Annotated in this window: 28 protein-coding genes, 2 tRNA genes and 1 pseudogene; 20 read left to right on the forward strand and 11 right to left on the reverse strand. The window is 63.3% G+C overall.

Going from position 1 to position 25,097, the window contains the following annotated elements; genetic code table 11:
- Nucleotides 1–57: 57 nt before the first annotated feature.
- The 8 genes from FHT02_RS08695 (at nucleotide 58) to FHT02_RS08730 (ending at nucleotide 7,640) form a co-directional block, all read left to right on the forward strand.
- Complete coding sequence (locus tag FHT02_RS08695; RefSeq protein ID WP_184087054.1) at nucleotides 58–1,263, forward strand: ATP-binding protein; 1,206 nt, start codon at nucleotides 58–60, stop codon at nucleotides 1,261–1,263.
- Between the two features lie 52 nt (nucleotides 1,264–1,315).
- Nucleotides 1,316–2,368, forward strand: coding sequence for a substrate-binding domain-containing protein (locus tag FHT02_RS08700; protein WP_425506423.1), 1,053 nt, complete (start codon nucleotides 1,316–1,318; stop codon nucleotides 2,366–2,368).
- A 10-nt stretch (nucleotides 2,369–2,378) separates the two neighbouring features.
- Nucleotides 2,379–3,755, forward strand: coding sequence for a phosphate ABC transporter permease subunit PstC (gene pstC / locus FHT02_RS08705; protein WP_184086578.1), 1,377 nt, complete (start codon nucleotides 2,379–2,381; stop codon nucleotides 3,753–3,755).
- Nucleotides 3,748–5,061, forward strand: a complete 1,314-nt coding sequence (gene pstA / locus FHT02_RS08710) for a phosphate ABC transporter permease PstA (protein ID WP_246352277.1) — start codon at nucleotides 3,748–3,750, stop codon at nucleotides 5,059–5,061. The genes pstC and pstA overlap by 8 nt, the downstream gene beginning before the upstream one ends.
- Entirely contained in the window at nucleotides 5,061–5,828 is a 768-nt protein-coding gene (gene pstB, locus FHT02_RS08715; RefSeq protein ID WP_184086580.1) for a phosphate ABC transporter ATP-binding protein PstB, read from the forward strand. The genes pstA and pstB overlap by 1 nt, the downstream gene beginning before the upstream one ends.
- Nucleotides 5,828–6,517 carry a phosphate signaling complex protein PhoU gene (gene phoU / locus FHT02_RS08720; protein WP_184086582.1) on the forward strand — a complete coding sequence of 230 codons (690 nt, stop codon included), beginning with the start codon at nucleotides 5,828–5,830 and terminating at the stop codon, nucleotides 6,515–6,517. The genes pstB and phoU overlap by 1 nt, the downstream gene beginning before the upstream one ends.
- Before the next feature lie 10 nt (nucleotides 6,518–6,527).
- On the forward strand, nucleotides 6,528–7,220 hold the full coding sequence (gene phoB / locus FHT02_RS08725) for a phosphate regulon transcriptional regulator PhoB (RefSeq protein WP_184086584.1): 693 nt from the start codon (nucleotides 6,528–6,530) through the stop codon (nucleotides 7,218–7,220).
- A 75-nt stretch (nucleotides 7,221–7,295) separates the two neighbouring features.
- A complete protein-coding gene (locus tag FHT02_RS08730; RefSeq protein ID WP_184086586.1) occupies nucleotides 7,296–7,640 on the forward strand; it encodes a hypothetical protein in 345 nt (114 codons plus the stop codon).
- Nucleotides 7,641–7,785: 145 nt separating this feature from the next.
- On the opposite strand, the gene FHT02_RS08735 is transcribed toward FHT02_RS08730, so the two are convergent.
- Nucleotides 7,786–8,121, reverse strand: coding sequence for a DUF2794 domain-containing protein (locus tag FHT02_RS08735; protein ID WP_184087060.1), 336 nt, complete (start codon nucleotides 8,119–8,121; stop codon nucleotides 7,786–7,788).
- A 38-nt stretch (nucleotides 8,122–8,159) separates the two neighbouring features.
- The gene (gene epsC, locus FHT02_RS08740; RefSeq protein ID WP_184086588.1) at nucleotides 8,160–8,852 is read right to left on the reverse strand and encodes a serine O-acetyltransferase EpsC; all 693 of its coding nucleotides are present in this window, start codon (nucleotides 8,850–8,852) and stop codon (nucleotides 8,160–8,162) included.
- Between the two features lie 152 nt (nucleotides 8,853–9,004).
- On the opposite strand from epsC, the gene FHT02_RS08745 reads away from it, so the two are divergent.
- The 5 genes from FHT02_RS08745 (at nucleotide 9,005) to FHT02_RS08765 (ending at nucleotide 13,633) form a co-directional block, all read left to right on the forward strand.
- The gene (locus FHT02_RS08745; RefSeq protein WP_184086591.1) at nucleotides 9,005–9,784 is read left to right on the forward strand and encodes a sulfite exporter TauE/SafE family protein; all 780 of its coding nucleotides are present in this window, start codon (nucleotides 9,005–9,007) and stop codon (nucleotides 9,782–9,784) included.
- Between the two features lie 129 nt (nucleotides 9,785–9,913).
- Nucleotides 9,914–10,477 (forward strand): alkyl hydroperoxide reductase subunit C, encoded by a 564-nt coding sequence (gene ahpC / locus FHT02_RS08750; RefSeq protein ID WP_184086593.1) that lies wholly within the window; start codon nucleotides 9,914–9,916, stop codon nucleotides 10,475–10,477.
- Nucleotides 10,478–10,619: 142 nt separating this feature from the next.
- Complete coding sequence (gene ahpF / locus FHT02_RS08755) at nucleotides 10,620–12,197, forward strand: alkyl hydroperoxide reductase subunit F (RefSeq protein WP_184086595.1); 1,578 nt, start codon at nucleotides 10,620–10,622, stop codon at nucleotides 12,195–12,197.
- A 146-nt stretch (nucleotides 12,198–12,343) separates the two neighbouring features.
- On the forward strand, nucleotides 12,344–12,661 hold the full coding sequence (locus tag FHT02_RS08760; protein ID WP_184086597.1) for a hypothetical protein: 318 nt from the start codon (nucleotides 12,344–12,346) through the stop codon (nucleotides 12,659–12,661).
- A 72-nt stretch (nucleotides 12,662–12,733) separates the two neighbouring features.
- Complete coding sequence (locus FHT02_RS08765; RefSeq protein WP_184086598.1) at nucleotides 12,734–13,633, forward strand: LysR substrate-binding domain-containing protein; 900 nt, start codon at nucleotides 12,734–12,736, stop codon at nucleotides 13,631–13,633.
- A 3-nt stretch (nucleotides 13,634–13,636) separates the two neighbouring features.
- Here the strand turns inward: FHT02_RS08765 and FHT02_RS08770 are convergent, their stop codons facing one another.
- From FHT02_RS08770 to pgsA, 3 genes are read right to left on the reverse strand one after another with little or no spacing between them, the layout of a single operon-like run.
- Complete coding sequence (locus FHT02_RS08770) at nucleotides 13,637–14,077, reverse strand: molybdenum cofactor biosynthesis protein MoaE (protein WP_184086599.1); 441 nt, start codon at nucleotides 14,075–14,077, stop codon at nucleotides 13,637–13,639.
- The gene (gene moaD / locus FHT02_RS08775; protein WP_343056873.1) at nucleotides 14,074–14,325 is read right to left on the reverse strand and encodes a molybdopterin converting factor subunit 1; all 252 of its coding nucleotides are present in this window, start codon (nucleotides 14,323–14,325) and stop codon (nucleotides 14,074–14,076) included. Before moaD ends, FHT02_RS08770 begins: the two co-directional genes overlap by 4 nt.
- Entirely contained in the window at nucleotides 14,325–14,879 is a 555-nt protein-coding gene (gene pgsA, locus FHT02_RS08780; protein WP_184086601.1) for a CDP-diacylglycerol--glycerol-3-phosphate 3-phosphatidyltransferase, read from the reverse strand. Before pgsA ends, moaD begins: the two co-directional genes overlap by 1 nt.
- Before the next feature lie 116 nt (nucleotides 14,880–14,995).
- Here pgsA and FHT02_RS08785 point away from each other — a divergent pair, with 116 nt between their 5' ends.
- The gene (locus FHT02_RS08785) at nucleotides 14,996–16,288 is read left to right on the forward strand and encodes an MFS transporter (RefSeq protein ID WP_184086602.1); all 1,293 of its coding nucleotides are present in this window, start codon (nucleotides 14,996–14,998) and stop codon (nucleotides 16,286–16,288) included.
- Between the two features lie 13 nt (nucleotides 16,289–16,301).
- Here the strand turns inward: FHT02_RS08785 and FHT02_RS08790 are convergent, their stop codons facing one another.
- The 5 genes from FHT02_RS08790 to FHT02_RS08810 form a co-directional block, all read right to left on the reverse strand.
- Nucleotides 16,302–16,469 carry a hypothetical protein gene (locus tag FHT02_RS08790; protein ID WP_184086603.1) on the reverse strand — a complete coding sequence of 56 codons (168 nt, stop codon included), beginning with the start codon at nucleotides 16,467–16,469 and terminating at the stop codon, nucleotides 16,302–16,304.
- 679 nt (nucleotides 16,470–17,148) lie between these two features.
- Nucleotides 17,149–18,195, reverse strand: a complete 1,047-nt coding sequence (locus tag FHT02_RS08795) for a LacI family DNA-binding transcriptional regulator (protein ID WP_343056874.1) — start codon at nucleotides 18,193–18,195, stop codon at nucleotides 17,149–17,151.
- A gap of 76 nt (nucleotides 18,196–18,271) precedes the next feature.
- Nucleotides 18,272–18,478: a hypothetical protein gene (locus FHT02_RS08800; protein ID WP_343056875.1), complete on the reverse strand. Its 207-nt coding sequence runs from the start codon at nucleotides 18,476–18,478 to the stop codon at nucleotides 18,272–18,274.
- 180 nt (nucleotides 18,479–18,658) lie between these two features.
- Nucleotides 18,659–18,734, reverse strand: a tRNA-Ala gene (locus FHT02_RS08805).
- Between the two features lie 85 nt (nucleotides 18,735–18,819).
- Complete coding sequence (locus FHT02_RS08810) at nucleotides 18,820–19,143, reverse strand: TIGR02300 family protein (RefSeq protein WP_184086606.1); 324 nt, start codon at nucleotides 19,141–19,143, stop codon at nucleotides 18,820–18,822.
- Nucleotides 19,144–19,244: 101 nt separating this feature from the next.
- On the opposite strand from FHT02_RS08810, the gene aroA reads away from it, so the two are divergent.
- The 6 genes and pseudogenes from aroA (at nucleotide 19,245) to FHT02_RS08835 (ending at nucleotide 24,602) form a co-directional block, all read left to right on the forward strand.
- Nucleotides 19,245–20,579 carry a 3-phosphoshikimate 1-carboxyvinyltransferase gene (aroA, locus tag FHT02_RS08815; protein WP_184086608.1) on the forward strand — a complete coding sequence of 445 codons (1,335 nt, stop codon included), beginning with the start codon at nucleotides 19,245–19,247 and terminating at the stop codon, nucleotides 20,577–20,579.
- Between the two features lie 5 nt (nucleotides 20,580–20,584).
- On the forward strand, nucleotides 20,585–21,208 hold the full coding sequence (cmk, locus tag FHT02_RS08820; RefSeq protein WP_184087064.1) for a (d)CMP kinase: 624 nt from the start codon (nucleotides 20,585–20,587) through the stop codon (nucleotides 21,206–21,208).
- Nucleotides 21,209–21,477: 269 nt separating this feature from the next.
- Complete coding sequence (gene rpsA / locus FHT02_RS08825) at nucleotides 21,478–23,190, forward strand: 30S ribosomal protein S1 (protein ID WP_184086610.1); 1,713 nt, start codon at nucleotides 21,478–21,480, stop codon at nucleotides 23,188–23,190.
- Nucleotides 23,191–23,345: 155 nt separating this feature from the next.
- Nucleotides 23,346–23,627 (forward strand): integration host factor subunit beta, encoded by a 282-nt coding sequence (ihfB, locus tag FHT02_RS08830; protein WP_184086611.1) that lies wholly within the window; start codon nucleotides 23,346–23,348, stop codon nucleotides 23,625–23,627.
- 571 nt (nucleotides 23,628–24,198) lie between these two features.
- Nucleotides 24,199–24,330, forward strand: a pseudogene (locus tag FHT02_RS22220) (IS110 family transposase); the annotation flags it as partial.
- Between the two features lie 186 nt (nucleotides 24,331–24,516).
- Nucleotides 24,517–24,602 (forward strand) — tRNA-Leu (locus FHT02_RS08835).
- 13 nt (nucleotides 24,603–24,615) lie between these two features.
- Here FHT02_RS08835 and FHT02_RS08840 read toward each other — a convergent pair.
- Nucleotides 24,616–24,849 carry a hypothetical protein gene (locus FHT02_RS08840; protein ID WP_184086612.1) on the reverse strand — a complete coding sequence of 78 codons (234 nt, stop codon included), beginning with the start codon at nucleotides 24,847–24,849 and terminating at the stop codon, nucleotides 24,616–24,618.
- Nucleotides 24,850–25,097 lie beyond the last annotated feature (248 nt).

Below are 25,097 nucleotides of genomic sequence, written 5' to 3' on the forward strand. Positions count from 1 at the left end.
CTTTCGCAATCGTAAATCGGCCCTCGCTTGAGCGTTCAGTTACGGTAGAACATGGCCATGCCAGTGTTTCTCGGACTACGCACTCTGCTCGCTATTGCCCTAATCGCCGTCGGGACGCTCGCCAGCCTGTTGATCAACGGCGACGTTCAGACGGCGTTGATCGTGCTCGTATCGGGCGTGGCCGCGGTTCTGGTCGCGTCGGGCGGCGCCGAGGAGGTTCACCCAGCCTCGCCTGCGGCCGTTCCGGTTGGCCCGAAACTCGATTCGACAATCGCAGCGGTGATCGAGGCGATTGCCGAACCGTTGCTGGTCATTGCGGATAACCATGTCGAAGCGGCGAACCTCGGTGCGCGTGAGTTGCTCGGGCAGCATATCCTAGGCGAGGATGTGCGAGTCGCCATCCGGCACCCAGCTGCGGCCGAACGGCTGATGGACCCCCAGGACGGGATCGATGCCGGCCCAATCTATTTGGTTGGCCTGGGGACACGCGAGCAGCGGTGGGAGATGCGGATTCGCAATCTCGACGGAGGCCGGCGCGTCGTCCACCTGATCGACCGTACCGGAAACTATGCCGCGGAGCGCATGCGCGTCGATTTCGTCGCAAACGCCAGCCACGAACTCCGCACGCCGCTCGCGTCGCTGCTGGGCTATGTGGAGACACTGAGCGACGAGGCTGGGGAAGATCCCGATATCCGTGGACGCTTCCTGAAGATCATGTTCGGTGAGGCACGGCGGATGCAGCGCCTCATCGACGACCTGATCTCGCTGAGCCGGATCGAGGCGGAGAAGTATCGCGCGCCTAGCCAATCGGTGGCGTTGGGGGAACTGATCGGACAAGTGTGCCAAGAGCTCTCCGGCAGTCCGCGTGCCGCCGACCTGGTGACGCAAGTCGCCGACGTGCCGCCGGTTCGCGGCGACACGTCGCAATTGAGCCAGTTGCTCCACAACATCATCGGCAACGCGATGAAATATGGGCGTGAGCATACGCCGGTCACGATCAGCCTCGTACCCGAAGGCACCTCAATGGTGCGCCTCACCGTCTCGGACGAGGGCGAAGGCGTCCCACAGCAACACCTGCCACGGCTTACCGAGCGTTTCTATCGCGTCGATTCAGGCCGGAGCCGCTCTTTAGGGGGAACGGGCCTGGGTCTGGCGATCGTCAAACATGTCGTCGAGCGTCATCGCGGCCGGCTGGACATCTCCAGCGTGGTGGGCAAGGGCACGACCGTGAACATCCTCCTCCCGCTCCAGACCGTGTCATAAAGGCGTAACCGTGTTGCAAGACAGCGCCCCTCGCGTGCCGTTTGCACGACTCGTGCTGCGAAATGGGGGAACGGCAATTATTGGCAAGCTGGCACTGGTAGCGGGCGCGCTTGCGCTGACCGCTTGTGGCAGCAACACGGCGCGGGAAATCCGTGTCGTTGGCTCCTCGACCGTTTATCCCTTCACCACCGCTGTAGCCGAAGCCTTTGTAAACCAGGACGGCGGGCGCAAAGCGCCGGTCGTGGAGTCCATCGGCACCGGCGGGGGCATTGCCCGCTTCTGTGCTGGCGTGGGTTGGGAGTATCCCGACATCGCCAACGCATCGAGGCAGATGAAGAAATCCGAATATGCGCTGTGCCAGCGCAATGGCGTCGGCGAGATCCTGCAAGTGCAGATCGGTATCGACGGGGTGGCAATCGCCGAGGCGAAGAAGGGCCCTGGCCTCCACCTGTCAAAGCGCGATCTTTATCTGGCGCTCGCAGCCAGTCCATATGGGCGGCCCAACCGCGCCCGCATGTGGCGCGACGTGAACCCAGCCCTTCCAGCGCTTCCCATCCAAATCATGGGCCCACCCTCGACCAGCGGCACACGCGACGCGTTGGTCGAACTGATCCTGGCGCCGGGTTGCACAGCCGTGGACCCGGAGGCTAAGGCACTCAAGGCCCAGACCAGCCAGGCCGCGTTCGACGAACGCTGTAAGCGCATCCGCGACGACGGCGTTTATATCGACAAAGGCGAGAACGATAACCTGATCGTCCAAGGATTGTCCGCCAACCCGAACGCGCTGGGCGTGTTCGGCTATTCCTATCTGGAAGAGAATGCCGACCGGCTGGAGGGCGCGCCTATCGATGGCGTCGTACCCAGTGCGCAAACCATTGCATCGGGACAATATCCAGGCGCACGCCCGCTGTATCTTTACGTGAAGAAGCGGCACTTGCGAGCAGTCCCCGGCCTTGCAGATTTTCTTGCGCTCTACAGCACGATGTGGAGCCCCAATGGCAGGCTGGCTTCGCGCGGGCTGATTGCCGCGCCCGAGGATGTCCGTGCGCAGGCTGCCCAGGTGATCGCGCAGCGGCGGGCGCTGAAGCCCGCAGAATTGCATTGAGGCTGCTGTCGTGAACGCCTTCGCCCTCATGTTCCTGGTCGCTGGGCTCGGCCTGATTGGCTGGCTAACCGCACGCAGCCGCGCCGCACGTTTCGATCGTGGCGGCGCCAAGCGGCTCCATTCCCTGCCCGCTCAGCATGGCTTTTTCGTTGCCATGTGGGTCGTGCTTCCAGCGTTATTGTTCGTGGCGGCGTGGGGCGCCATATCGCCGGCGTTGGTGAAGCAAACTGTGCTGGAACACCCTGCCGCATCGCAATTGCCTCAATTCGACTTCGAGCGCGACGCGCTCCTCGCCGAAGCTAGCCGCGTGGCGGAGCAGCCGGGCGTCGCCGCCTTCGATCCCGTGGCGCAGCAGCTGGTCGCTCCCACCCGGGCCGCCAAGGTACGGTACGACTGGATCGGCACCGCCGGGGCCATTCTCCTCGCCTTTGCCGGCGGTGCCTACGCCTTCACTCGCATCCGTGCGAGCTTCCCCGCGCGCAGCAGCGTGGAGCGCGGCATGATGCTGATGCTGTTGGTGGCATCGCTGATCGCGATCCTGACGACGGTCGGCATTTTTCTCTCGCTCTTGTGGGAATCGGTCCGCTTCTTTGGACAGGTGTCGATCACCGACTTCCTGTTTGGTACGCATTGGAGCCCGCAAGTCATTGATCCCGCGCGTCCGGGCCGTTCTCTGGGGGCAGTGCCACTATTCTGGGGAACGTTCTTCATCGGCGCAGTGATCGCCATGATCGTCGCTATTCCTTTTGGGTTGATGAGCGCGATCTATCTCACGCAATATGCGGCGCCGCAGGTCCGGCGTTGGATGAAACCGATCCTGGAGATTCTCGCCGGCGTTCCAACCGTCGTTTATGGCTATTTCGCTGCGCTGACCGTCGCCCCCGCGGTTCGCGACCTGGCCGTGGCGTTCGGATACCCCTATGCAAGCTCGGAAAGCGCGCTCGCTGCCGGGCTGGTGATGGGCGTGATGATCATCCCGTTTGTATCGTCAATGGCGGATGACTCGATCGCAGCAGTGCCAACGGCGATGCGTGACGGCAGCTTGGCGATGGGTGCCACCAAAAGCGAAACGATTTCCCGCGTCTTGATCCCCGCCGCGCTTCCGGGGGTGGTCGCCGGCATTCTACTCGCAGTAAGCCGCGCGATCGGTGAGACGATGATCGTGGTGATGGCGGCCAGCGGCGCCGCGAACATCACGCTCAATCCTTTCGAAAGCGCGACCACGGTTACCAAACAGATCGTCGATCTGCTTACCGGCGAATCTGAATTCGACAGCCCCAAGACGCTCGCCGCGTTCGCGCTGGGCCTGACGCTGTTCGTCATCACGCTGCTGCTCAACATCGTCGCTTTGCGCGTCGTGAAACGGTACCGCGAAGCTTATGAATAACGCTCGCGCCACTCAGTCCACGCAGGCACAGGAGCGGGCACCGACCGATTGGAAGACGGTTGCGATGCAGCGCCGTATCCGCAAACGTTATCGGGCCGAGCGTCGCTTCCGCTTCTTCGGCATCGCCGCCGTCGTGCTTTCAGCCGCATTTCTCGCCTTTTTGCTCGTGACGATGGTGGCGCAGGGTTGGCGAGGCTTCACGCGTACCGAGATCATGCTGCCCATCGACTTCCCCGCGAGCGGGATGATGGTGGAACGCGCGCAACTTGACACCGCGGGAGCCGACCTCGCCCTTGCCGGCGCTGGGCTGGAAAACGCAGTGAAGTCTGCAGCCGCAGCGGCCTTCGGGCCGGGCGGCGAAAGCTATATCTCTGACAACGCTTGGGTAAGCGTTCGCAAGGCGATCAAGCACGACGCCTCGGTTCTGGACCGCAAGACGCAAATGCGCGTGCCGGCCTCTAGCGAGGTCGATCAAGCTATGGCTGGGCGCGGCACGTCGGAGATCCTCGCCGCTGTAGCCAAGCTTAAAAATGCGGGTTTGGTGTCGCGGCATCTAAATCTGGACTTCCTGAAGGTCTCGGACTCCACCGATCCGGTGGCGGTGGGCATCTGGGGCGCGCTTAAGGGGTCGCTGCTCACGATGTTCGTAACGTTCCTGATCGCCTTCCCCGTCGGCGTCCTGTCCGCGATCTACCTTGAGGAATATGCGCCGCGGAACCGCTGGACCGACCTGATCGAAGTGTCGATCAACAATCTGGCTGCGGTCCCCTCCATCATCTTCGGCTTGCTGGGACTTGCCGTGTTTCTCGGCAGCTGGTCGCTGTTTGGCTATCGCGTGGGCCCGCTCCTGCCGCGTTCGGCGGCGCTGGTGGGTGGCCTGACACTGGCGTTGATGATCATGCCGGTGATCGTGATTGCCAGCCGTAACGCGATCAAGGCGGTGCCACCTTCGATTCGCGACGCTGCGCTGGGAATCGGCGCCAGCCCGATTCAGGTCGTGTTCCACCACGTCCTTCCGCTCGCGATGCCCGGTATTCTGACCGGCACGATCATCGGCATGGCGCGCGCACTCGGCGAGACCGCACCGCTGCTGCTGATCGGCATGCGCGCCTTTATCGTCACGCCGCCCGGTGGCCTGACCGATCCTGCCACGGTGCTGCCGGTGCAGATCTTCCTGTGGTCCGACGAAGTCAGCCGCGGCTTTGTCGAGAAAACCAGCGCCGCGATTATCGTGCTCCTGGTGTTCCTGCTCGCCATGAACGGGCTCGCCATCTATCTTCGTAACAAGTTCGAGACCCGCTGGTGATGACCGACGCTCCGCACAAGATGACCGCACGAGACGTGAGCGTCTTCTACGGCGAAAAGCAGGCCGTGAAGAACGTTTCGATCGACATCGACATGGACCGGGTGACGGCGTTCATCGGGCCCTCGGGATGTGGCAAGTCGACGTTCCTGCGGACCCTCAACCGCATGAACGACACCATCGGCAACGCGCGAGTCGAAGGGCAGATTACGCTGGATGGTGAGGATATCTATTCCTCGGGGATGGATGTGGTGCAGCTGCGTGCGCGCGTCGGCATGGTGTTCCAGAAGCCGAACCCTTTTCCGAAGTCGATCTTCGAGAACGTCGCCTACGGCCCGCGAATCCACGGCCTGGCGAACTCCAAAGCCGACTTGGAGGAAATCGTCGCCCGGTCGCTGCGTCGCGCCGGGCTGTGGGAAGAAGTGAAGGACCGCCTCAACGACAGCGGCACGGCTCTGTCTGGCGGCCAGCAGCAGCGGCTTTGCATTGCGCGCGCCATCGCCGTCGATCCCGAGGTAATCCTGATGGACGAGCCGGCGTCGGCGCTAGACCCGATTGCCACCGCCAAGATCGAGGAACTGATTCACGAACTTCGCGGCCGCTACGCCATCGTGATCGTTACGCACAACATGCAGCAGGCGGCCCGCGTCAGCCAGCGCACCGCATTCTTCCACTTGGGTAATCTGGTGGAATATGGCGACACCGACAACATCTTCACCGCACCTCGCGAGGAACGGACGAAGGACTATATCACCGGAAGGTACGGCTAATGGCAACCGGCCACGAACACACCGTCAAGGCGTTCGATCAGGACATCAGCCAGCTTCGCGCCCTGATCTCCCAAATGGGCGGCCTCGCCGAGCAGGCGATCCACGACGCGATGAAAGCGCTGTCACGCGGTGATACTGCCCTCGCCAAGGAGGTCCGTAAAAAGGACAAGCAGATCGATGCGATCGAGGCGGAGCTGGAGAAGCTCATCGTGCGAGTGATCGCACTGCGTGCGCCGATGGCTGACGACCTGCGCGAAGTGATAGCCGCGCTGAAGATAGCTGCGGTGATTGAGCGTATCGGCGACTACGCCAAGAACATCGCCAAGCGCGTGCCGATGATCCATACCGAGGGTGAGGACCGCATCGAGGCAATCTCAATTCTGCCGGCCATGGCGCAGCTGGCCAGCGACATGGTGCACGATGTGCTGGACGCGTTTTCGGCGCGCGATGCGGAGGCCGCTGCCCGGATCTGCGAGCGCGACAATGCTCTGGATGATTTCTACGACTCGATCTTCCGCACGCTGGTCACCTTCATGGTCGAAAATCCGCGTACGGTGAGCCAGGTCGCGCATCTTTTGTTCGTCGCGAAGAACCTCGAGCGGATTGGCGACCACGCCACCAATGTCGCAGAAATGGTCTATTTCGCTGCAACCGGCCGCTATCTTGCGGACGAGACGGCTACAGGCTGAGGAGTTCGCAATGGCCCGAGTCAATATGCTGCTGGTCGAGGACGACGCAGCCATCGCCGAACTGGTCTCCTGGCACTTCAAACGCGAGGACTACGAAGTCAAGCACACGCCCGATGGTGAGGAGGCGCTGCTCCTCGCCAAGGAGGCGACACCCGACATTGTCCTGCTCGACTGGATGGTAGAGGGTCTTTCCGGGATCGAAGTATGCCGCCGCCTGCGCCGCATGCCCGAGACGGCGAACATTCCGATCATCATGCTTACTGCACGCGGCGAGGAAGAGGATCGGGTCCGCGGACTGGAGACCGGCGCCGACGATTACGTCACCAAGCCGTTCAGCCCGCGCGAACTCGTGGCACGGGTGGGCGCAGTCCTACGACGCGTCCGGCCCGCACTTGCCGGGGAGGCGCTGACCTATGCCGATATTGAAATGGACACGGTGGGCCACAAGGTGCGCCGCGGCGGCGAAGTCATATCGCTGGGCCCGACTGAATTCCGGCTGCTCAAGCATTTCTTGGAGCATCCCGGCTGGGTGTTTTCGCGGGAACGCTTGCTCGACGCCGTCTGGGGGCACGATTCGGATATCGAGTCGCGCACGGTTGACGTGCATATCCGCAGACTGCGCAAGGCGATCAACAATGGTGATCGTCCCGACATCATTCGCACCGTCCGGTCGGCAGGCTACTCCCTGGACGCGGGGAACTGAGGGAGCCATCTCGCTACTTCTGAGTTTCCTTCATGGGCGCGCAAGCGTTCCGACAACAAATTCAGGAGAAGCTTGATGAAGCTTATCGCACTCGCAGCTGCTCTTGCCATGGGTGGTGTGGCCGTTGCTCAGGAAGCGCCGCAGACTACCGCTACCACGGCAACACAGGGTCAGACCCCGCAGTCGACAACAACCGCGCCTGACACGGCCGTCACCCAGACTACCACCGGCGCTGGCACGGCAAGCGACGCTGCCACTTCGAGCGATGCGACTACTGCGCCTGCAACTGACCCAGCAGGAACGACGGCGGCGCCAACCATGGGCGCCACAGCGAGCACGCCAGCGCCTGCCGCACAGGCATCTTACCCGCTTTGCTCGCGCACCGTGACTGATCAGTGGCGTCAGCGCGGCGGCCGGTGATTGAGCGCACGCAATAGGGCGTTCACCGTCAATAGCTTAGGAGGCGCCCTACCATGTGGGGCGCCTCTTTTCGTTCCAGCTCCCAGCAAGCACGCAAGTTTGCGATAATCACGGCAGCGCTACACGCCAGCCAATCCAATCAAGCTCAGTCGACGAGTTTCATCAACCGGCGCTCAACGGGCGCCAGAACCGGGCCAAGCTCATGACCGCGCTTCAGGATGGCCCCCGCCTCGCCAATCAGCGCCCACATTCCCTGACGGTTGCGTAGCGCCGGCCGCTTCTCGATCCGAAACTCCGGACGCTCGGCTGCCCGGCGGAAAGCAGCGAAAATGGCGCTGTCGACGTCCAGCTGAATGGCATAATCCTTCCAATGCCCGGCTGCGACCATGCGGCCATAGAGATCGAGAATGCGGGTAAGTTCGATGCGGTCGAAGCCGACCTGCGACGGCCGGCCGAGTGGCAGCGGGGTGACAGTTCCCATGAGCATCAAAGTAGGAAGGCGCTAAGCGCCAAACAACCTTAGCCGATATTACGTCGACCGGCCGCGTCAGCTTCACCCGCTTCGATCATCGCGTCCAAGCGTTTGCGGAGCGTTTCAATCTCGCACCGCATCAATTCGAGCTTCTGCGTAGCCGGATCGAACACTTCGCTGCACGGCGTGCCATAGGGCACGAAGTCCTTCTGCCAGGCCGCTGCTTCTACCAAGGTGGGCTTGGCGGGAATGCCCACCATTACCGCGCCTTCAGCGACGTCTTTAGTAACCACGGCATTCGCGCCGATACGGGCGCGGGCCCCCACATCGATTGGCCCCAGCACCTGCGCGCCCGAACCGATGATCACGCCGTCGCGAAGCGTCGGGTGGCGCTTGCCTCCCACACCATTGTCAGGGCTGGTTCCACCCAAGGTGACACATTGATAGATCGTAACGTTATCCCCGATCTCGGCCGTTTCCCCAATCACGACGAAACCATGGTCGATAAAGAAGTTTCGGCCGATCCGCGCGCCTGGGTGGATGTCGATCGCCGTGGTCCAGCGCGACCAATGATTGACCAGCCGGGCAAGGAAAAACCGGCGCGCACGGAACAGGCGATGCGCAAGCCGGTGATAGCCGAGTGCCCACACGCCCGGATACAGTAGTATCTCGGCGCGGCTGCGCGGGGCCGGGTCACGCGCCCGGATCGAATCGATGTACGTCGCCAGACGCTGGAACATGGCCGGTCCCCTTTGGTTGCGGCTATCTAGTGGGTCCGGACGGCGAATTCCAGAAGCACCGATCCGGGGCTTGCATGCGCTAAACACTATCTGTCTTGTAGGAGATGGGGGCGCCGGCCATCCCAGGCGCCTGAACCATCGCGAGGCGCTGAATGTTTGCAGGCGTAACCATTTCCGAGCTTCTTCCCTATGTCGCCGCAGGCTTTGCCGCCCAGCTGGTCGACGGCGCGCTGGGCATGGCGTTCGGGGTGATCTCCAGCACCTTGCTGGTGAGCGTGCTGGGAGTGGCACCAGCCACTGCATCGGCAGGCGTGCATGTCGTGGAGACCTTCACCACCGGCGTTTCTGGAATCAGCCACGTGCTGCACCGCAACGTCAACTGGAAGCTGTTCGGGCGGCTGCTGATCCCCGGCATCATCGGCGGCGTGATCGGCGCCTATGTGCTGACCTCGCTCGATGCGTCGGTGACGCGCCCGTTCGTGATGGGCTATCTCGCCTGTATCGGGCTCTACCTGCTGTTTCGCGCCGCACGCTTTCCCCCGACGCAGCGCGAGCCCAAGATCGTCGAGCCGCTGGGGCTGGTCGGCGGATTCTTGGACGCAGCCGGCGGCGGCGGCTGGGGACCGGTGGTGACGAGCAACCTGCTGGTCCAGGGCGCGCAGCCGCGCACCACGATAGGCACGGTGAACACCACCGAATTCTTCCTGACGCTGACGATTTCAGCGACCTTCCTCTTCCATATCGGCACGCAGGGATTCACGCCGGAATTCTGGCACCCAGTGCTTGGGCTGCTGATCGGCGGCGTAATTGCAGCGCCGTTCGGTGCCTTCTTCGCTAAGCGGGTGCCGACGCGCGTCCTGCTGTTGTTGGTGGGCATCGTGCTGACGCTGACCAGCTTGTACAGTCTGACCCGGGCGATCGGCTGGATCTGACAACGCGCAACTCTGCCGATCATTGAGTGACAAAATCGATCAGTCCGAGCGGACCAATCGGTTTCGCATTGCAGCAAAGTCTGCCTATATCCTGCTTCGAACCAAACACCTGTCTCGGAGAATTATTGCATGGCGCTTATTGGAAGCACGCTGAAGCCCTTCACCACCACGGCATACAAGCAGGGCAAGTTCGTCGACGTCAGCGACGCGGACGTGCGCGGCAAATGGGCTGTCTTCTTCTTCTACCCCGCCGACTTCACCTTCGTGTGCCCGACCGAGCTGGAAGACCTGGCCGACATCTATCCGCAGCTGCAGAAGATGGGCGTGGAAGTGTATTCGGTGTCGACCGACACCCACTTCAGCCACAAGGCTTGGCACGACACCTCGCCGGCCATCGGCAAGATCGACTATTTCATGCTGGGCGACCAGAACCACGTCCTCGCCACCAACTTCGACGTTCTGCGTGAGGGCCAGGGCCTGGCCGATCGCGGCACCTTCGTCGTCGATCCCGAAGGCGTGATTCAGCTGGTCGAGATCACGTCGGAAGGCGTCGGCCGCAACGCGACCGAGTTGCTCCGCAAGATCAAGGCCGCACAGTACATCGCTGCGCATCCGGGCGAAGTCTGCCCCGCGAAGTGGGAAGAGGGTGAAGATACCCTGGCCCCGTCGCTGGACCTGGTCGGCAAGATCTAAGGCGCCCCTCCCCTCCCCCTTGTGGGGGCGCCCAATGGCGGGCCGGGGTGGAGAGTCCCTCCCACCCCGGCCCGTTTTTTTTCGAGTGGACCCCACCGGCGACGCCGGGCCTATTCGACTGAGTACACAGGAGTTTTCTCGCATGCTCGACGCAAATCTGACGCAGCAGCTCAAGGCCTATCTCGTGAACATCCGCGAGCCCATCAAGCTCGTCGCCAGCATCGGCGACGATGCAAAGTCGCGCGAGATGGAGAAGCTACTGAACGACATCGCCGCGCTGTCCGACAAGATCGCCGTCGTGACCGGCACCGACAAGCGCGTGCCCAGCTTCATGATCCGCCGGGCGGGCACCGACATCGGCGTGCGCTTTGCCGGGCTTCCGATGGGGCATGAGTTCACCTCGCTGGTGCTGGCACTGCTCCAGGTGGGCGGTCACCCGTCCAAGGCGGCGCAGGATGTCATCGACCAGGTCAAGAACCTGGATGGCGACTATGAGTTCGAGACCTATTTCTCGCTCAGCTGCCAGAACTGCCCGGACGTGGTGCAGGCGCTGAACCTGATGGCCGTGCTCAATCCGCGCATCCAGCACACCGCTATCGAGGGGTCGCTGTTCCAGCCCGAAATCGAGGCGCGGCAGATCATGTCGGTGCCAACGGTGTACCTGAACGGCGAGCCGTTCGCCTCTGGCCGGATGGAGCTGGAGCAGATCGTCGCCAAGATCGACACCGGCGCCACCGCGCGCGCGGCCGAGAAGATCAAGAACAAGGACCCCTTCGAGGTTCTGGTGATCGGCGGCGGCCCTGCCGGCGCGGCGGCCGCGATCTATTCGGCGCGCAAGGGCATCCGCACGGGCATCGCCGCCGAGCGTTTCGGCGGGCAGGTGCTCGACACCATGTCGATCGAGAACTTCATCTCCGTGCCGCACACCGAGGGTCCTAAGCTCGCGGCGCATCTGGAGCAGCACGTCAAGGACTACGATGTCGACATCATGAACCTGCAAGCGGCGGCCAAGCTGGTCCCCGCGAAGCGCGAAGGCGGGCTGCATGAAGTGGTGCTGGCCAACGGCGCGACCTTGAAGGCGCGCACCGTGATCCTGTCGACCGGCGCGCGCTGGCGCCAGATGAACGTGCCGGGGGAGGACGCGTATCGCAACAAGGGCGTGACCTATTGCCCGCATTGCGATGGCCCGTTGTTCAAGGGCAAGCGCGTTGCCGTGATCGGCGGCGGCAATTCGGGCGTCGAGGCGGCGATCGACCTCGCCGGGATCGTCGCGCATGTCACGCTGATCGAATATGATAGCCAGCTTCGCGCCGACGCGGTGCTTCAGCGCAAGCTGGGCTCGCTGCCCAACGTGAAGATCATCACTTCGGCGCTCACCACCGAAGTGAAGGGCGACGGATCGAAGCTGACCAGCCTGACCTACAAGGACCGCAATCATGGCACGAGCCACGAGGTCGAGCTGGAAGGCATCTTCGTCCAGATCGGACTGGTGCCGAACACCGAATGGCTGAAGGGCGCGATCGGCCTTACCCAGCGGGGCGAGATCGAAATCGACGATCGCGGCGAGACCTCGCAAAAGGGCGTCTTCGCGGCGGGCGACTGCACCACCGTGCCGTACAAGCAGATCGTTATCGCGATGGGTGCCGGCTCGACGGCGGCGTTGTCGGCGTTCGATTACCTGATACGGCTGCCGGCGGAGATCGAGGCAGAGGCAGCCTGACGCCTGGAAATACGGGAACAAACGGGCCGGGGAGGGATCTCCGGTCCGTTTTCGTTTGCGTTCTTGCGGCAAGATTCCGCTGCCGATCATCACCTATGCCCATCGTGCCTCTATGAAGAGGGGGTTAAGCAGGGGGATCGGTTAGCATGGGCATCAGCGATTTAGCCGGTATCGGCGCGAGGAAAGCCATTTCCGGCAAGTCCTTTATGTGTCGCAACCCGCATCCATCCAAGGCCGAGCAGGTGATCGCCGAGTTTCGCAAGGAGGCGAAGAAGACTCCGATGGAGCGACTGCGCGACAATATCCTCAAGCGTCACAATATGACGCAGGAACAGTTCGACGCGCTGTCGCCGGAGCTGAAGGCTCCAATCCAACGCGAGATAGAGGAAGCGATGCGGCGCGCCGTTAAAGGCGGACGGGACGGCAGCGCGCACGCCGGGACCAATGCCAACGTCCTCGCCTGAGATGCCCCGGCAAACCCTCGCCTAATCGCTCCAACCGTTCTATGTCGCACCTGCAATCGACAGGGGCGATCAGTGGCACAGACCTACCTACCAACGCTGAAGCAACTCCAATATCTGGTGGCGCTGCATGATTCGGGGCATTTTGGGCGCGCCGCAGAGGCTTCGTTCGTCACGCAATCGACGCTGTCGGCTGGCATCCGCGAACTCGAGACGCTGATCGGCGTGGTGCTGGTCGAACGCACGCGCCGCGTGGTGCGCTTCACGCCGCTGGGCGAGCAGATCGTCGACAAGGCCCGCCGCGTGCTGCGCGAGGCCGAGGAGCTGGGCGACCTCGCCCGGGCTGCCGGACGGCCGCTCTCGGGCGAGATGCGGATGAGCGTCATCCCAACCATCGCCCCCTTCCTCCTGCCTCGCATCCTCCCGCGGCTCCGCAAGGATTATCCTGAGCTGAAACTCTATCTTCGTGAGGAAACCAGCGGTCAGGCCTGCGAGCAGCTTCACCAGGGCCGCACCGACTGCGTGCTGCTCGCGCTGCCCTTCTCGTGTGGCGACGTGGAGGCGGCGCCCTTGTTCGACGACCGGTTGTTCGTCGCCTTTCATGAAGGCGAGATGGACCCCACTCCGGTGATCAAGCCCGCCGACATCGACGAGACTCGGCTGCTCATGCTCGAGGACGGACATTGCCTGAAGGACCATGCCCTGGCGGCATGTAACCGGCCCGAGCTACGCGCCGAGGCGACGATGCTTGGTACCTCGCTTCACACCATGGTGCAGATGGTCGACAATAGCCTCGGCGTGACGATGCTGCCCGAAATGGCGATCTCGGCGGGCATTCTCGAGCACACCTCGGTCACCGCACGCCCGCTAGAAGCGGAGAACGCCACGCGGCGTATCGCGCTGGTATGGCGCAAGGCTTCCCCGCGCGAGCGCGACTTCCGCCTGATGGCCGAAGTGCTGAAGCAGACGGCGTAAGGGTCAGGCGCCCCAGCGGCCCGCCGCTGCGTCGTCGGACACCTTCGCCTCTACCCACGCCGCATCCTCGCCGCGCCGTTCGCGCTTCCAGAAGGGCGCACCCGTCTTGAGACGGTCGATCAGGAACGCACACGCGTCGAGCGCCTCGCGCCGATGCAGCGCCGCCGTCGCGACGAACACGATGCGCTCACCCGGACGCATGCGCCCGACCCGGTGAATGATGGTGGCGCCGAGCAGCGACCACCGCTGCGTGGCGCTCTCGGCCAGCTCGGTGAGCGCCGCCTCGGTCATGCCCGGATAATGTTCGAGTTCGAGTTCGGTCACGCCATCGTCGGCGCGAACCAAGCCAGTGAAGCTGGCGATGCCCCCTGCCCCGCCCGCCTCGATCGCCGCGAGCTCGGCGGCCAGGTCGATCGGTTCGGGGGCTACGGCGATTCTAATCATCCGCCGGTAACCGGCGGAAAAAGCGCGACTTCACGAGCCCGGCCGAGCGGCGCATCAAGCGGCACGAACTTCTGGTCGATCGCGGCTCGGAGTCGCTCGGGTTCGGCGAACGCTGCAGCATGGCCCGAACTGCGGCCCGCCAGCCAGCCGATCAGATCGGCGACGGTTGTGATGCCGGCAGGCGGATCGACGTGCTCGTGCCCGGCTCCCACGCGTTCGCGCACCCAGGCGAAGTACAACACGTCCACTAGCTGTCCATGTGCTTCAGGCCGACGCGCAGATAGTCCCAGCCGGTGATCACCGTAAGGACGGCCGCCCCCCACAAGGCGAGCAGCGCGGCGGGTTCCACCCAGGTCCATTCGGGCACGGCGCTGGTAAAGATCAGCGCCCCCAGCGCGCCGAGCTGAAGCGCGGTCTTCCACTTAGCCAAACGCGAGACGGGGACCGACACTTGAATGCCGCCCAGAAACTCGCGCAGTCCCGACACTGCGATCTCACGCGCGAGGATGATCGTCGCGGCGATCACATGCCAATCGGCGATGATGCCCTTGGCCGCGAGCACCAGGATGACCGCGGCGACCATGATCTTGTCAGCGATCGGATCGAGGAACACGCCGAGCTTGGACACGGTGCCCTGCGCGCGGGCGAGATAGCCGTCGAAATAATCGGTCACCCCCATCGCGACATACAGCGCGAACGCGATGGCATAGCCCGCCGGCCAATCGGGCCACCACAGGAACGCCACCAGCAGCGGCAGTGCCAGGATGCGCGAAAGCGTGAGGATGTTGGGCAGCGTCCACATGGCGCTGCTCTAACACCGCCAGGCTCCAAGCGGAATAAGGCGTTGCTGCCGCGGCGCCCCCCCGGTATGCCACGGGCACATCGGGCGGAACACCGCCGCTGGGGAGCAGATACGGCATGATCGGTGCGCTCGGGTTGATGAAGGAGCGCCGTTTTCTCCCCCTATTCGTGACGCAGTTCCTGGGGGCGTTTAACGACAATCTATTCAAGAACGCGATGATCTTCTTCGCGACCTACCAAATCTTCAATTCAGTGGAGGAAGAAACGCGCTTCAGCGCGATCGCCACCGGCATCTTTATTCTTCCCTTCTTCTTGTTCTCCGCCCTCGCTGGACAGCTGGCCGACAGCTATGACAAGGCGAAGATCATGCGGATCATCAAGGCGGCCGAGGTCGGCATCATGCTGGTCGGTGCGGCAGGCATTTTCCTCAAGAGCTTGCCGCTGATGCTGGTCGCGCTGGTCGGCATGGGGATCCATTCGACCTTCTTCGGCCCTATCAAATACGCCGTGCTGCCCCAACACCTGAACGAAGGCGAAGTGCTCGGCGGCACCGGCATGGTCGAAGCCGGGACGTATATCGCCATCCTGTGCGGCACGATCGCAGGCGGCCTGATCAGCCCCGCCGTCGCGGCAATCGCAGTCGTTGGCGTGGCGATTGCTGGCTGGCTGACGTCGCTAAAGATCCCGCCAGCGCCGCCGCTCACGACACTCAAGCTCGACTTCAACATTTTCCGCTCGTCCTACCGGCTGATCGCCGCGACGATGCACATCCGCCGGCTGTATCTGGCGATCATCGCGATCAGCGTGTTCTGGACGATCGCCGCGGTGCTGGGCGTGCTGTTCCCGCCGCTCGTCAAGAACGTTTTCCACGCCCAAAAGGATGTGGCGAGCGTGTTCCTGGGAGTCTTCTCGGTGGGCATCGCGATCGGTTCGGTGATCATCAACCGGCTGCTAAAAGGCGAAGTGTCGGCGAAGTACGCAGTCGCGTCGGTACTGGCGATGGCGGTGTTCGTGGTCGACTTTCACTTCGCCGCGCGCTTCTGGCCAGTAAGCGAAGGCCCCCTGCTCAAGACCGCCGATTTCATCGCCCACCCGGCGGCGTGGCACGTCCTTGCCGATCTCGCGATGATCGCGATCACCGGCGGGATGTTCGTAGTGCCGCTCTACGCCTTCCTGACGACCACCGTCGAAAAGTCTCAGACCGCACGCACCGTGGCCGCAAACAACATCGTCAATTCGGGCGCGATGGTGATCGGCTCCGTCGGCATCTTTGGCATCACTAACGTCCCCGGTGTCAGCGTCGCAGACTGTATGTGGGTGGTGGTGGCGCTATGCCTGGCCTCGGCTTGGTGCGCGTGGCGGCTCCGCCAGGCAGAGCATGCCCCGCACGACCCGGATCTCATCCCTTGAAGCAGTAAGACCCTTACAGCAGGAATGTGTAGAAGCAGACGAAGAAGGCACTGAAGCTCAAGGCAAAGAGCTTCACATCGCTGTCGTCACGGGTTTGTCGATCCCGCACAATCGCCCGACGCACATGGCTGCGGAACGGGTGGCGGCGGGCATGGCTGTCGATAACGAGAGGGCGCTGCATGATCCGCAGTTAACGCATTGTTTACCAATTCGCCCAGCAAGAGATTACGGTGCTGCGTCCAGCTTCGAAACAGGTGCGCCGCGATGGAACGGGTGCCTGCTTGTGCCGGACGTGATCACCCTCAGACACCACCGCCTGCCGGTCGCCATTAGAAGCAAGGCGCGGCATACCCGAACGTCGGGCGAGCTTGGCAGGCAGCCTGCGCGATGCGCTGGCCGGGCGCGCCGACATGCTCCATCGGACAGTTCATCAGGCGCGGCTCTCAGTCCAGCCGATGAAGCAACGAGCACGCCTTATTGCCCATCGGCTTCCACCTGATCCATGACTAGGACTCGAAAGAGCCAACCTTCTGGTCATTAGACTGTCAGCGACTCACTGCGAAAATCAGTGCTGTCCCGAGGGAGGGCTGAAGCCAGCATAGTCGCAAGACAGGATCAGAGCGCTGCTCAGCGCGTAGCGTGCGGTTCGCCAAAGGCAGTCTTGCAACGCCAGCCGCCGAGCCTGTTCGGCCCGACGGCTGTCTGCGGAGACATCCTCCCGAACGTCCACATGTTTGGACTTGGACGAAGCGTTAAGCATGCCTCAGATAACCGTCAATGAGCCTCATTTTGTTGGATGGCTCACCGCAGCGCTTTGTTTTCCGCTGTGACCGCCACACTACAGACCAATAGCATACATTCTAGGTAATTGGTTTTACGCGCGCGGGTCCAGTGCTCATTCGAACTTTGAGTTCGTGGTTCAGAACCAGTTGGGAGCCGAGGGTATGTTCCCCCAGCATCAGATCCGCCGCCGCCCATGCAAGCTCGCGCACCGGCTGGCGCAGCGTCGTCAGCGGCGGCCAGACCGCCTTGGCCAGGTCGCTATCGTCGAAACCCGCAATAGAAAGCTGGTCGGGCACGGCGATGTCACGCTCGTGCGCCATAGCGAGCGCGCCGGCCGCCATGTCGTCATTGCCAGCGAAGATCGCCGTCGGTTTGGGGCTCCCGTCCAGCAGCTTGCGCGCAGCTTCTGAGCCTGACGTAAAACTGTAATCGCCCGCGACGATCAGCCCAGGATCGAAGGCGATCCCATGTCCCTCCAACTCTTCGCGATAGCCACGAAGACGATTAGCCGATGAGACGTGACTTTCTGGTCCGGGAATGAAGGCGATGGCGCGATGGCCAAGGCCGATCAGGTGGCGTGTCACTTCGCGCGCAGCGGCGACATCATCCATCGTCGTCGCCAACCCCGCTCCTGCGCGAATACCCGGGGCGATCCGCACGTAAGGCAACCCCCGCGCGTCCAGCGCATCGAGCAACGAAGCGATCTCCGTAACCGGCGGCGACAGAATCAATCCATCAAGATGCGCTTCGTCGACCAGCGCCATGACGTCGGCCACTAAACCTGCCGCCTGACTGTCTACCGGCTGAAGCAGCAAGCGATAGCCCAATTCGGTACAGCGCTGCTGCGCGCCCGCCTGAATATGATAGACGTAATAAGGGCTTGGATTGTCGTAGAGCAGCGCGACTTGAAACGAGCGCCTGCCGGCCAGCATACGCGCAGCCTGGCTCGGACGAAAGTTCAGCCGGGCGACTACCTCTTCCACGCGGCGACGGGTTTCTTCGCTGACATGCTTTTCGTTGTTGAGCACGCGCGACACGGTCTTGAATGAGACCCCCGCAATCTTCGAGACTTCCTTGATCGTGGGACGCCCGGTCATGTGTTCCCCTCCGCGGATCGCGTCCACCTTGGCACCGGCATATTGGAGTGGCAGGGGCAGGCGCAACCCCGCGCTCGACTGCCATCCGACTCGTCGCCTGACATCACGGCTGCGGCAACGCGGCATACCACTCGGCATAAGGTGTGTTGCGGGCGAAGCGGCGGTTATAATCGGGCGCACCGTCATGCCACCAGGGCGGTCCGCGCTCGCCCAGCGCGGTCTTTGCCCAATCGACCTCCGCGCGCGCTTGTGCTTCAGCGCTGGCGTCTTGCGCCCTCAACGCCAACCCGACATCGCGTCTGGCCTGCATCAGCGCTGCAACAAGACGTTCCCGGCGTTCGGAAGGTAGCGAAGGATCGGACATCCGCCACAATCGACCGCGAACGACAAAGTAGCGGCCATCCGGGGTGACTGGATGAAATGCGGTAGCCACCCCTCAGTGGCCTGCCACAGTGTTCGATTGGGTCGCGCAATTCTGCACGACAGGGGATGGTGGAGCCGAGGGGGATCGAACCCCTGACCTCTGCAATGCCATTGCAGCGCTCTCCCAGCTGAGCTACGGCCCCACACCCCGGGAAGGCGGCCCCTCTAAAAGGGGTGCGCCGGGTTGGCAAGGGCAGTTTTGCATTTTCTGCCCTTGCCGGAAAACTTTTACTGCTCGTCTTCATCCTTGACGGTCTCGACGCCCAGATCGTCGTCGCCGCCCAGATCGACGTCGTCGTCGGCCGAGGGCTCCTCGTCATCAGCGCCGATGCCCAGATCCTCATCGCCAAGATCGGAATCCTCTGCCTTGTTCTTGGCGGCATCCGACTTCGCAGCCTCGAATGGCAGCGGCTGCTTGGACTTCAGGATCGGCTCGGGCTCCCACGCGAAAGAGCAGTTAATGCAGGTGACGGGCTCGTCCTTCTGCAGATCGTAGAACCGCGTCCCGCATTTCGGGCACGCGCGCTTGGTGCCCCATTCCGGCTTCACCATGTGTTGCCTCTTGCCTTTCAAGATATCAGGATTTTCGGGTGTGACCCGGAAAAGTGGGGGGCGCCTTGCCACGGCGCAAGCCGACTGTCAAAGCCGCCGCGATGTCGCACGCCGCTCCCCGCCCCCTCTCCGTCTCTGCCCGTGGCCCACTTCGGGGCACGCTTACCGTTCCTGGCGACAAGTCGATCAGCCACCGCGCGCTGATGTTCTGCGCCTTGGCGGTAGGCGAAAGCCGCATCCGCGGGCTGCTGGAGGGTGAGGACGTAATGGCGACCGCAGCGGCGATGCGGGCGATGGGTGCCCGGATCGATCGCGACGCGGACGGCACCTGGCGCGTGCATGGCGTAGGCGTAGGCGGGCTGCTCCAGCCCGAACAGGCGCTCGACATGGGTAATTCGGGTACGTCCACGCGGCTGCTGATGGGGCTGGTCTCAAGCCACGCGATCACTGCGACCTTCACCGGCGACGCCTCGCTCTCGAAGCGGCCGATGGGCCGCGTGACCGAGCCGCTGTCGCAAATGGGTGCAGACGTCCGGTCTAGCCCAGGCGGAAGACTGCCGTTGATGGTGCGCGGGCTCTGCCCGGCGGTGCCGATCACCTACACGCTGCCGATTGCGTCGGCGCAGGTGAAGTCGGCGGTGCTGTTGGCCGGGTTGAACACGCCGGGGATCACGCGGGTGATCGAGCCGGTGCCCACGCGCGATCATAGCGAGCGGATGCTGCGCGGTTTCGGTGCGGAGGTGACGGTCGAGGACAGTCCCGAGGGCAAGATCATTTCGATCCATGGCGAGGCCGAGTTGAAGCCGCAGACGATCGAGGTTCCCGGCGACCCCTCGTCCGCAGGGTTCTGGATGGTCGCGGCCTCCATCGTGCCCGGGTCCGAAATCGTTATCCACAACGTCTGCATGAACCCGACACGCACCGGCCTCATCACTGCGCTCAAGCTGATGGGCGCCGACATCGTCGAGATCGACGCGCGCGAGGTCGGTGGCGAGCCGGTCGCGGACCTGCGCGTGCGCCACGCCCATCTCAAAGCTATTGAAGTACCCGCCGATCTCGCGCCGAGTATGATTGACGAATATCCGATCCTGTTCGTGGCCGCGGCGGTGGCGCAGGGTCGGACGGTCGCGCGCGGCGCGCACGAATTGCGCGTCAAGGAATCCGACAGGATCGCGGCGATGCGGGCGGCACTGGAAGCGGCAGGCGTACAGTGTGAGGAGTTCGAGGACGGCCTGGCGATTCAGGGCTCGGCCGGCGCGCCGCTGGCCGGCGGCGGCTCGGTCGCGAGCTTACTCGACCACCGCATTGCAATGAGCATGACAGTCGCCGGGCTCGCCGCAGCGGCACCGATCGCCATCGACGATGTCAGCCCGGTCGCGACCAGCTATCCCGATTTCTTCGAAACGCTCCACGCGCTGACCGGAGCCGCACAATGAGCGGCATGATCATCGCAGTCGACGGCCCCGCCGCGTCGGGCAAGGGCACCATCGCCCGCGCGCTCGCCCGTCATTACGGGCTGCCGCACCTCGACACGGGCCTGCTGTATCGCGCGGTGGCGGCAACGGTGCTGCGCGACGGGCTCGACCCGGCGGTAGAGGCCGATGCGGCTGCCGCATGCGCGTTCAACGATGGGCTGCTCGCGGATCCTTGGCTGCGCACCGACGATGTCGGCAAGATCGCCTCCGTGGTTTCGGCGCACCCCCAAGTACGCGCGGCGCTGCTTGAACGACAAAAGCGGTTCGCCGGCCAGCCCGGCGGCGCGGTGCTCGACGGGCGCGACATCGGGACGGTGATCGCGCCAGACGCCGACGCCAAGTTGTTCGTCCAGGCGACGCCGGAAGTCCGCGCCGAGCGCCGCCACCTGGAGCTGCAAAAGGCAGGGCTGACTGCGAGCCTCGAAAAAGTGCTGGCCGACATCCGCGCCCGGGACGAGCGCGACTCGCAGCGTGCCGATGCGCCGATGGTCGCCGCCGCCGACGCCGCTCTCCTGGACACGAGCGTCCTGTCGATCGAAGCGGCCGTGCAGAAGGCCATCGAACTGGTCGAGGCACGGCGCAACGCCTAAAGGCTGCGCCACATCCAGCCCGCTTTTTCTTGCGAGCGCCGCCCGATCGGAGTAAGGGCCGCGCGTCCAGCGAGTATATGCTCGCGGAGGAAGGCGCGGAGAGGTGACTCTCACGCGCCATTTTCGCATTAGACCTGCGTCTGTGTCCTCCGCTTGCAAGCGCCCGATGGATGCCGCGAACGGCATGAGGCTGCCGCGGCAATTCTGGCCTCCAAGACCGCCGGATACAACCGGCCGGCCGGAAAAACGTAAGACAGGAACTCTAATTCATGGCCACTGCGGCAAACCCAACCCGCGATGATTTCGCGGCAATGCTGGATGAGACCTTCGGTTCGGCGGACGGCTTTGAAGGCCGCGTCGTGATCGGTACGGTCACCGGCATCGAGAACGACCTCGCCGTCATTGACGTTGGTCTGAAGTCCGAAGGCCGCGTGCCGCTGCGCGAATTCGCAGCGCCGGGCCAGAAGGCAGAGCTGAAGGTCGGCGACGAAGTTGAAGTCTATGTCGACCGCGTCGAGAACGCGAACGGCGAAGCGATGCTCAGCCGTGACCGCGCGCGCCGCGAAGCCGCCTGGGACAAGCTTGAAACCGAGTTCGCCAGCACCGCCCGCGTCGAAGGCGTGATCTTCGGCCGCGTGAAGGGCGGCTTTACCGTCGATCTGTCGGGCGCCGTGGCGTTCCTGCCGGGTTCGCAGGTCGATATCCGTCCGGTGCGCGACGTCACCCCGCTGATGGACATCCCCCAGCCCTTCCAGATCCTGAAGATGGACCGCAAGCGCGGCAACATCGTCGTTTCGCGTCGCGCGATCCTGGAAGAAACCCGCGCCGAGCAGCGTTCGGGCCTGATCCAGTCGCTGGCCGAGGGCCAGGTGATCGACGGCGTCGTCAAGAACATCACCGATTACGGTGCGTTCGTTGATCTCGGCGGCATCGACGGCCTGCTGCACGTCACGGATCTCAGCTACAAGCGCGTCAACCATCCGAGCGAAGTGCTCGAGATCGGCCAGACGGTGAAGGTGCAGATCATCCGCATCAACCGCGACACGCAGCGCATCTCGCTCGGCATGAAGCAGCTCGAGAGCGATCCGTGGGAGGGCGCCGGCGCCAAGTATCCGGTGGGCGCACGCGTCTCGGGCCGCGTCACCAACATCACCGAATATGGTGCGTTCGTGGAACTGGAAGCCGGCATCGAAGGCCTGGTCCACGTTTCGGAAATGTCCTGGACAAAGAAGAACGTCCATCCCGGCAAGATCGTGTCGACGTCGCAGGAAGTGGACGTGGTCATCCTCGAGGTCGATCAGGAAAAGCGCCGCATCTCGCTCGGCCTCAAGCAGGCGCAGTCCAACCCGTGGGATGCCTTCGCAGCAGCCCATCCGGTCGGCTCGACTGTCGAAGGCGAAGTCAAGAACGCCACCGAGTTCGGCCTGTTCATCGGCCTGGACAACGACGTCGACGGCATGGTCCACATGTCCGACATCGCATGGGGCATCTCTGGCGAGGACGCGCTCAACCTGCACCGCAAGGGCGAGACCGTTCAGGCCGTCGTTCTGGCGATCGAAGCCGACAAGGAGCGCATCAGCCTTGGCATGAAGCAGCTGGAGCGCGGCGGTCCGTCGGCAGCCACCTCGGCGGGTGCTGGTGACCGTCTGAACAAGAACCAGGTCGTGACCGTGACCGTGCTCGAAGTCCGCGATGCGGGCCTTGAAGTTCAGGTCGGCGACGATGGCGCCACCGGCTTCATCAAGCGCACCGATCTCGGCCGCGACCGCGACGAGCAGCGTCCGGAGCGTTTCCAGGTCGCGCAGAAGTTCGACGCTATGGTTACCGGCTTCGACCGTTCGAAGAAGCCGACCTTCTCGGTCAAGGCGATGCAGATTGCCGAAGAGAAGCAGGCCGTTCAGCAATACGGTTCTTCCGACTCGGGCGCATCGCTGGGCGACATTCTCGGCGAGGCCCTCAAGGCCCGCAACGAGAAGGCGTAAGCTGTTGGGGGAGCGGTACGCCGCTCCCCTTTTCGCTTGAATATTCACGACTTCACACATGTTCGGGTTGCTGACGCAGCGCTGCTGGGTCTAAAAGCTAACCGGGGAATGTGTTGCGCAGGAAAGATTTCCGGCGCGCCATGGGAGGAATGCGGATGATCCGTTCGGAACTGGTCCGGATGCTTGTCGAAGAAAATCCTGGCCTCTCGGTCCGGGAAGTCGAGAAGGTCGTGACGGTGTTTTTCGATGAGATCGTGCGCCGCCTGAGCGAGGATGGCCGCGTAGAGCTTCGCGGCTTCGGCGCCTTCTCCACCCGCGCCCGCGACGCTCGCACCGGCCGAAATCCGCGCACTGGCGAATCGGTCGATGTCGACGCCAAGCGCGTACCCTATTTCAAGCCTGGCAAGGAAATGCGCGTTCGCCTGAACGTGTCGTAAGCGTCCTGCGTAAGCGGTCTCAAATATAAGCCCGGCAGGACATCCTGTCGGGCTTTGTTATGTGCGCTGCTGGGAACTGGGTGATGGGGCGCGCGCCCCAACGGCATCGATTCGTCACAGTGGAGGTGTTGAACTCCACTTGAGGAGGCTTCCATGTCGGCAGTTAGTGTTTCATGCCGGATGCGCGTGGGCGAGCGTTGTTCAGCGGCAAGATCAGCCGCACAAACTGCTTGAGCTCTTTGCCCAGCAGGCGCGGTGCACGGTGGTTCTAAAGGCTTGCCGAAGTGCCCATCACGGAGAGCACGAGCTCGCGCACCCTGGCTTTGACGTGAAGCTGACCACGCCTGCTTACGTGAAGCCATTCGTGAAGCGGCATAAGAATGACGCGGGGGATGCCGAGAGGATCTGGGAGGCAGTGCAGCGCCCAAACATGCGGGTCGTGGCGATCAGGAGCGAGCAGCAACTGGCCTCGACCATGAATAGGCAAGCGAACACTCCACCGTTCGCCGATCATCGGCAGCAGCGCTGTGGTGCTACGGGCGAGCAAGCTGGCGCTCCGGCAGGAGGATGACTTGAGCAAATGCTGGCCAGGAAGCCGCGCATGCTGGGCAGTGTAGCGCTCGCCAACAAGACGGTGCGGATCATCTGGGCGCTGCTCATGAGCAAAGAGGATTTCAGAGCTCCGGCCACGGCTATGGCGTAAGCCAACGCGGGCCAGGGTCGTTGGAAGACGTAGTCAAACGCATCCGCGCTTCTGAAGGCGCCCTCACCCGGTAGTCCCAAGTACCGGCACGCCTCGATACAAAAAGCCCGGCAAGGACGTCCTCGCCGGGCTTTCCTATTAACTGACTTGACGGCGGCCCCGCCATCCGCTTGTCCGTACGCGCGTGCGGACGTGGCGGAATGGTAGACGCCGGGGACTTAAAATCCCCTGCCCTTCGGGGCGTGCGGGTTCGAGTCCCGCCGTCCGTACCAGCCGAGCCGCAGCTTAGTTGCTGTCCGGCTCGTCGTCGTTCTCGGTCGCCACAACGACGACACCTGCCACGACGGCAGCAACGCCCAGAACGGCAATGATCGGAGCGCCTGCAACCAGGTCTTCCGACTCTTCCGACGAGGTCGAGCTGCGAAGCGACAGCTTCGAAGCGTTGCCGGCAGCGACGGCAGGCGCCGCGGCGAGCGTGAGTGCTGCAACAGCAGCGGCAGTCTTTGCAATCATACGCATGGGGTAACTCCCTAGGGCTTTGGCCATGGCGCACAACCGATTAGCCGAATAACAGTTCCGGCAAATTTGGTGCGCCGCAGTAATTATCGGCTGATTCACTAGCATTCGTCAACCTAGCTCAGGGGTTGGCATGCTAATCACAGCATCATAAACGGCCAAGGGTTAGCCGCCGGAGCGTACATCATCCGTAATCTCCTGATACTTTTGCTGGGGCTGTCGCTGGCGGGCTGCGGCGGACAGCCGCGGCG

It is taken from the genome of Sphingomonas xinjiangensis (genome assembly GCF_014199255.1).
Classification (GTDB): Bacteria; Pseudomonadota; Alphaproteobacteria; order Sphingomonadales; family Sphingomonadaceae; genus Sphingomonas; species Sphingomonas xinjiangensis.

Excerpts from the sequence above, each read along its gene's own strand:
- FHT02_RS08730 (WP_184086586.1), top strand. The coding sequence starts at position 7,296 with ATGAAGCTTATCGCACTCGCAGCTGCTCTTGCCATGGGTGGTGTGGCC.
- FHT02_RS08790 (WP_184086603.1), bottom strand. The coding sequence starts at position 16,469 with ATGCAGCGCCCTCTCGTTATCGACAGCCATGCCCGCCGCCACCCGTTC.
- ahpF (WP_184086595.1), top strand. The coding sequence starts at position 10,620 with ATGCTCGACGCAAATCTGACGCAGCAGCTCAAGGCCTATCTCGTGAAC.
- FHT02_RS08745 (WP_184086591.1), top strand. The coding sequence starts at position 9,005 with ATGTTTGCAGGCGTAACCATTTCCGAGCTTCTTCCCTATGTCGCCGCA.
- FHT02_RS08785 (WP_184086602.1), top strand. The coding sequence starts at position 14,996 with ATGATCGGTGCGCTCGGGTTGATGAAGGAGCGCCGTTTTCTCCCCCTA.
- FHT02_RS08695 (WP_184087054.1), top strand. The coding sequence starts at position 58 with ATGCCAGTGTTTCTCGGACTACGCACTCTGCTCGCTATTGCCCTAATC.
- pstA (WP_246352277.1), top strand. The coding sequence starts at position 3,748 with ATGAATAACGCTCGCGCCACTCAGTCCACGCAGGCACAGGAGCGGGCA.
- aroA (WP_184086608.1), top strand. The coding sequence starts at position 19,245 with ATGTCGCACGCCGCTCCCCGCCCCCTCTCCGTCTCTGCCCGTGGCCCA.
- FHT02_RS08735 (WP_184087060.1), bottom strand. The coding sequence starts at position 8,121 with ATGGGAACTGTCACCCCGCTGCCACTCGGCCGGCCGTCGCAGGTCGGC.
- phoB (WP_184086584.1), top strand. The coding sequence starts at position 6,528 with ATGGCCCGAGTCAATATGCTGCTGGTCGAGGACGACGCAGCCATCGCC.
- epsC (WP_184086588.1), bottom strand. The coding sequence starts at position 8,852 with ATGTTCCAGCGTCTGGCGACGTACATCGATTCGATCCGGGCGCGTGAC.
- FHT02_RS08760 (WP_184086597.1), top strand. The coding sequence starts at position 12,344 with ATGGGCATCAGCGATTTAGCCGGTATCGGCGCGAGGAAAGCCATTTCC.
- ihfB (WP_184086611.1), top strand. The coding sequence starts at position 23,346 with ATGATCCGTTCGGAACTGGTCCGGATGCTTGTCGAAGAAAATCCTGGC.
- FHT02_RS08800 (WP_343056875.1), bottom strand. The coding sequence starts at position 18,478 with ATGCAGGCCAGACGCGATGTCGGGTTGGCGTTGAGGGCGCAAGACGCC.
- FHT02_RS08840 (WP_184086612.1), bottom strand. The coding sequence starts at position 24,849 with ATGCGTATGATTGCAAAGACTGCCGCTGCTGTTGCAGCACTCACGCTC.
- rpsA (WP_184086610.1), top strand. The coding sequence starts at position 21,478 with ATGGCCACTGCGGCAAACCCAACCCGCGATGATTTCGCGGCAATGCTG.
- pgsA (WP_184086601.1), bottom strand. The coding sequence starts at position 14,879 with ATGTGGACGCTGCCCAACATCCTCACGCTTTCGCGCATCCTGGCACTG.
- FHT02_RS08770 (WP_184086599.1), bottom strand. The coding sequence starts at position 14,077 with ATGATTAGAATCGCCGTAGCCCCCGAACCGATCGACCTGGCCGCCGAG.
- FHT02_RS08810 (WP_184086606.1), bottom strand. The coding sequence starts at position 19,143 with ATGGTGAAGCCGGAATGGGGCACCAAGCGCGCGTGCCCGAAATGCGGG.
- ahpC (WP_184086593.1), top strand. The coding sequence starts at position 9,914 with ATGGCGCTTATTGGAAGCACGCTGAAGCCCTTCACCACCACGGCATAC.
- pstB (WP_184086580.1), top strand. The coding sequence starts at position 5,061 with ATGACCGACGCTCCGCACAAGATGACCGCACGAGACGTGAGCGTCTTC.
- cmk (WP_184087064.1), top strand. The coding sequence starts at position 20,585 with ATGATCATCGCAGTCGACGGCCCCGCCGCGTCGGGCAAGGGCACCATC.
- phoU (WP_184086582.1), top strand. The coding sequence starts at position 5,828 with ATGGCAACCGGCCACGAACACACCGTCAAGGCGTTCGATCAGGACATC.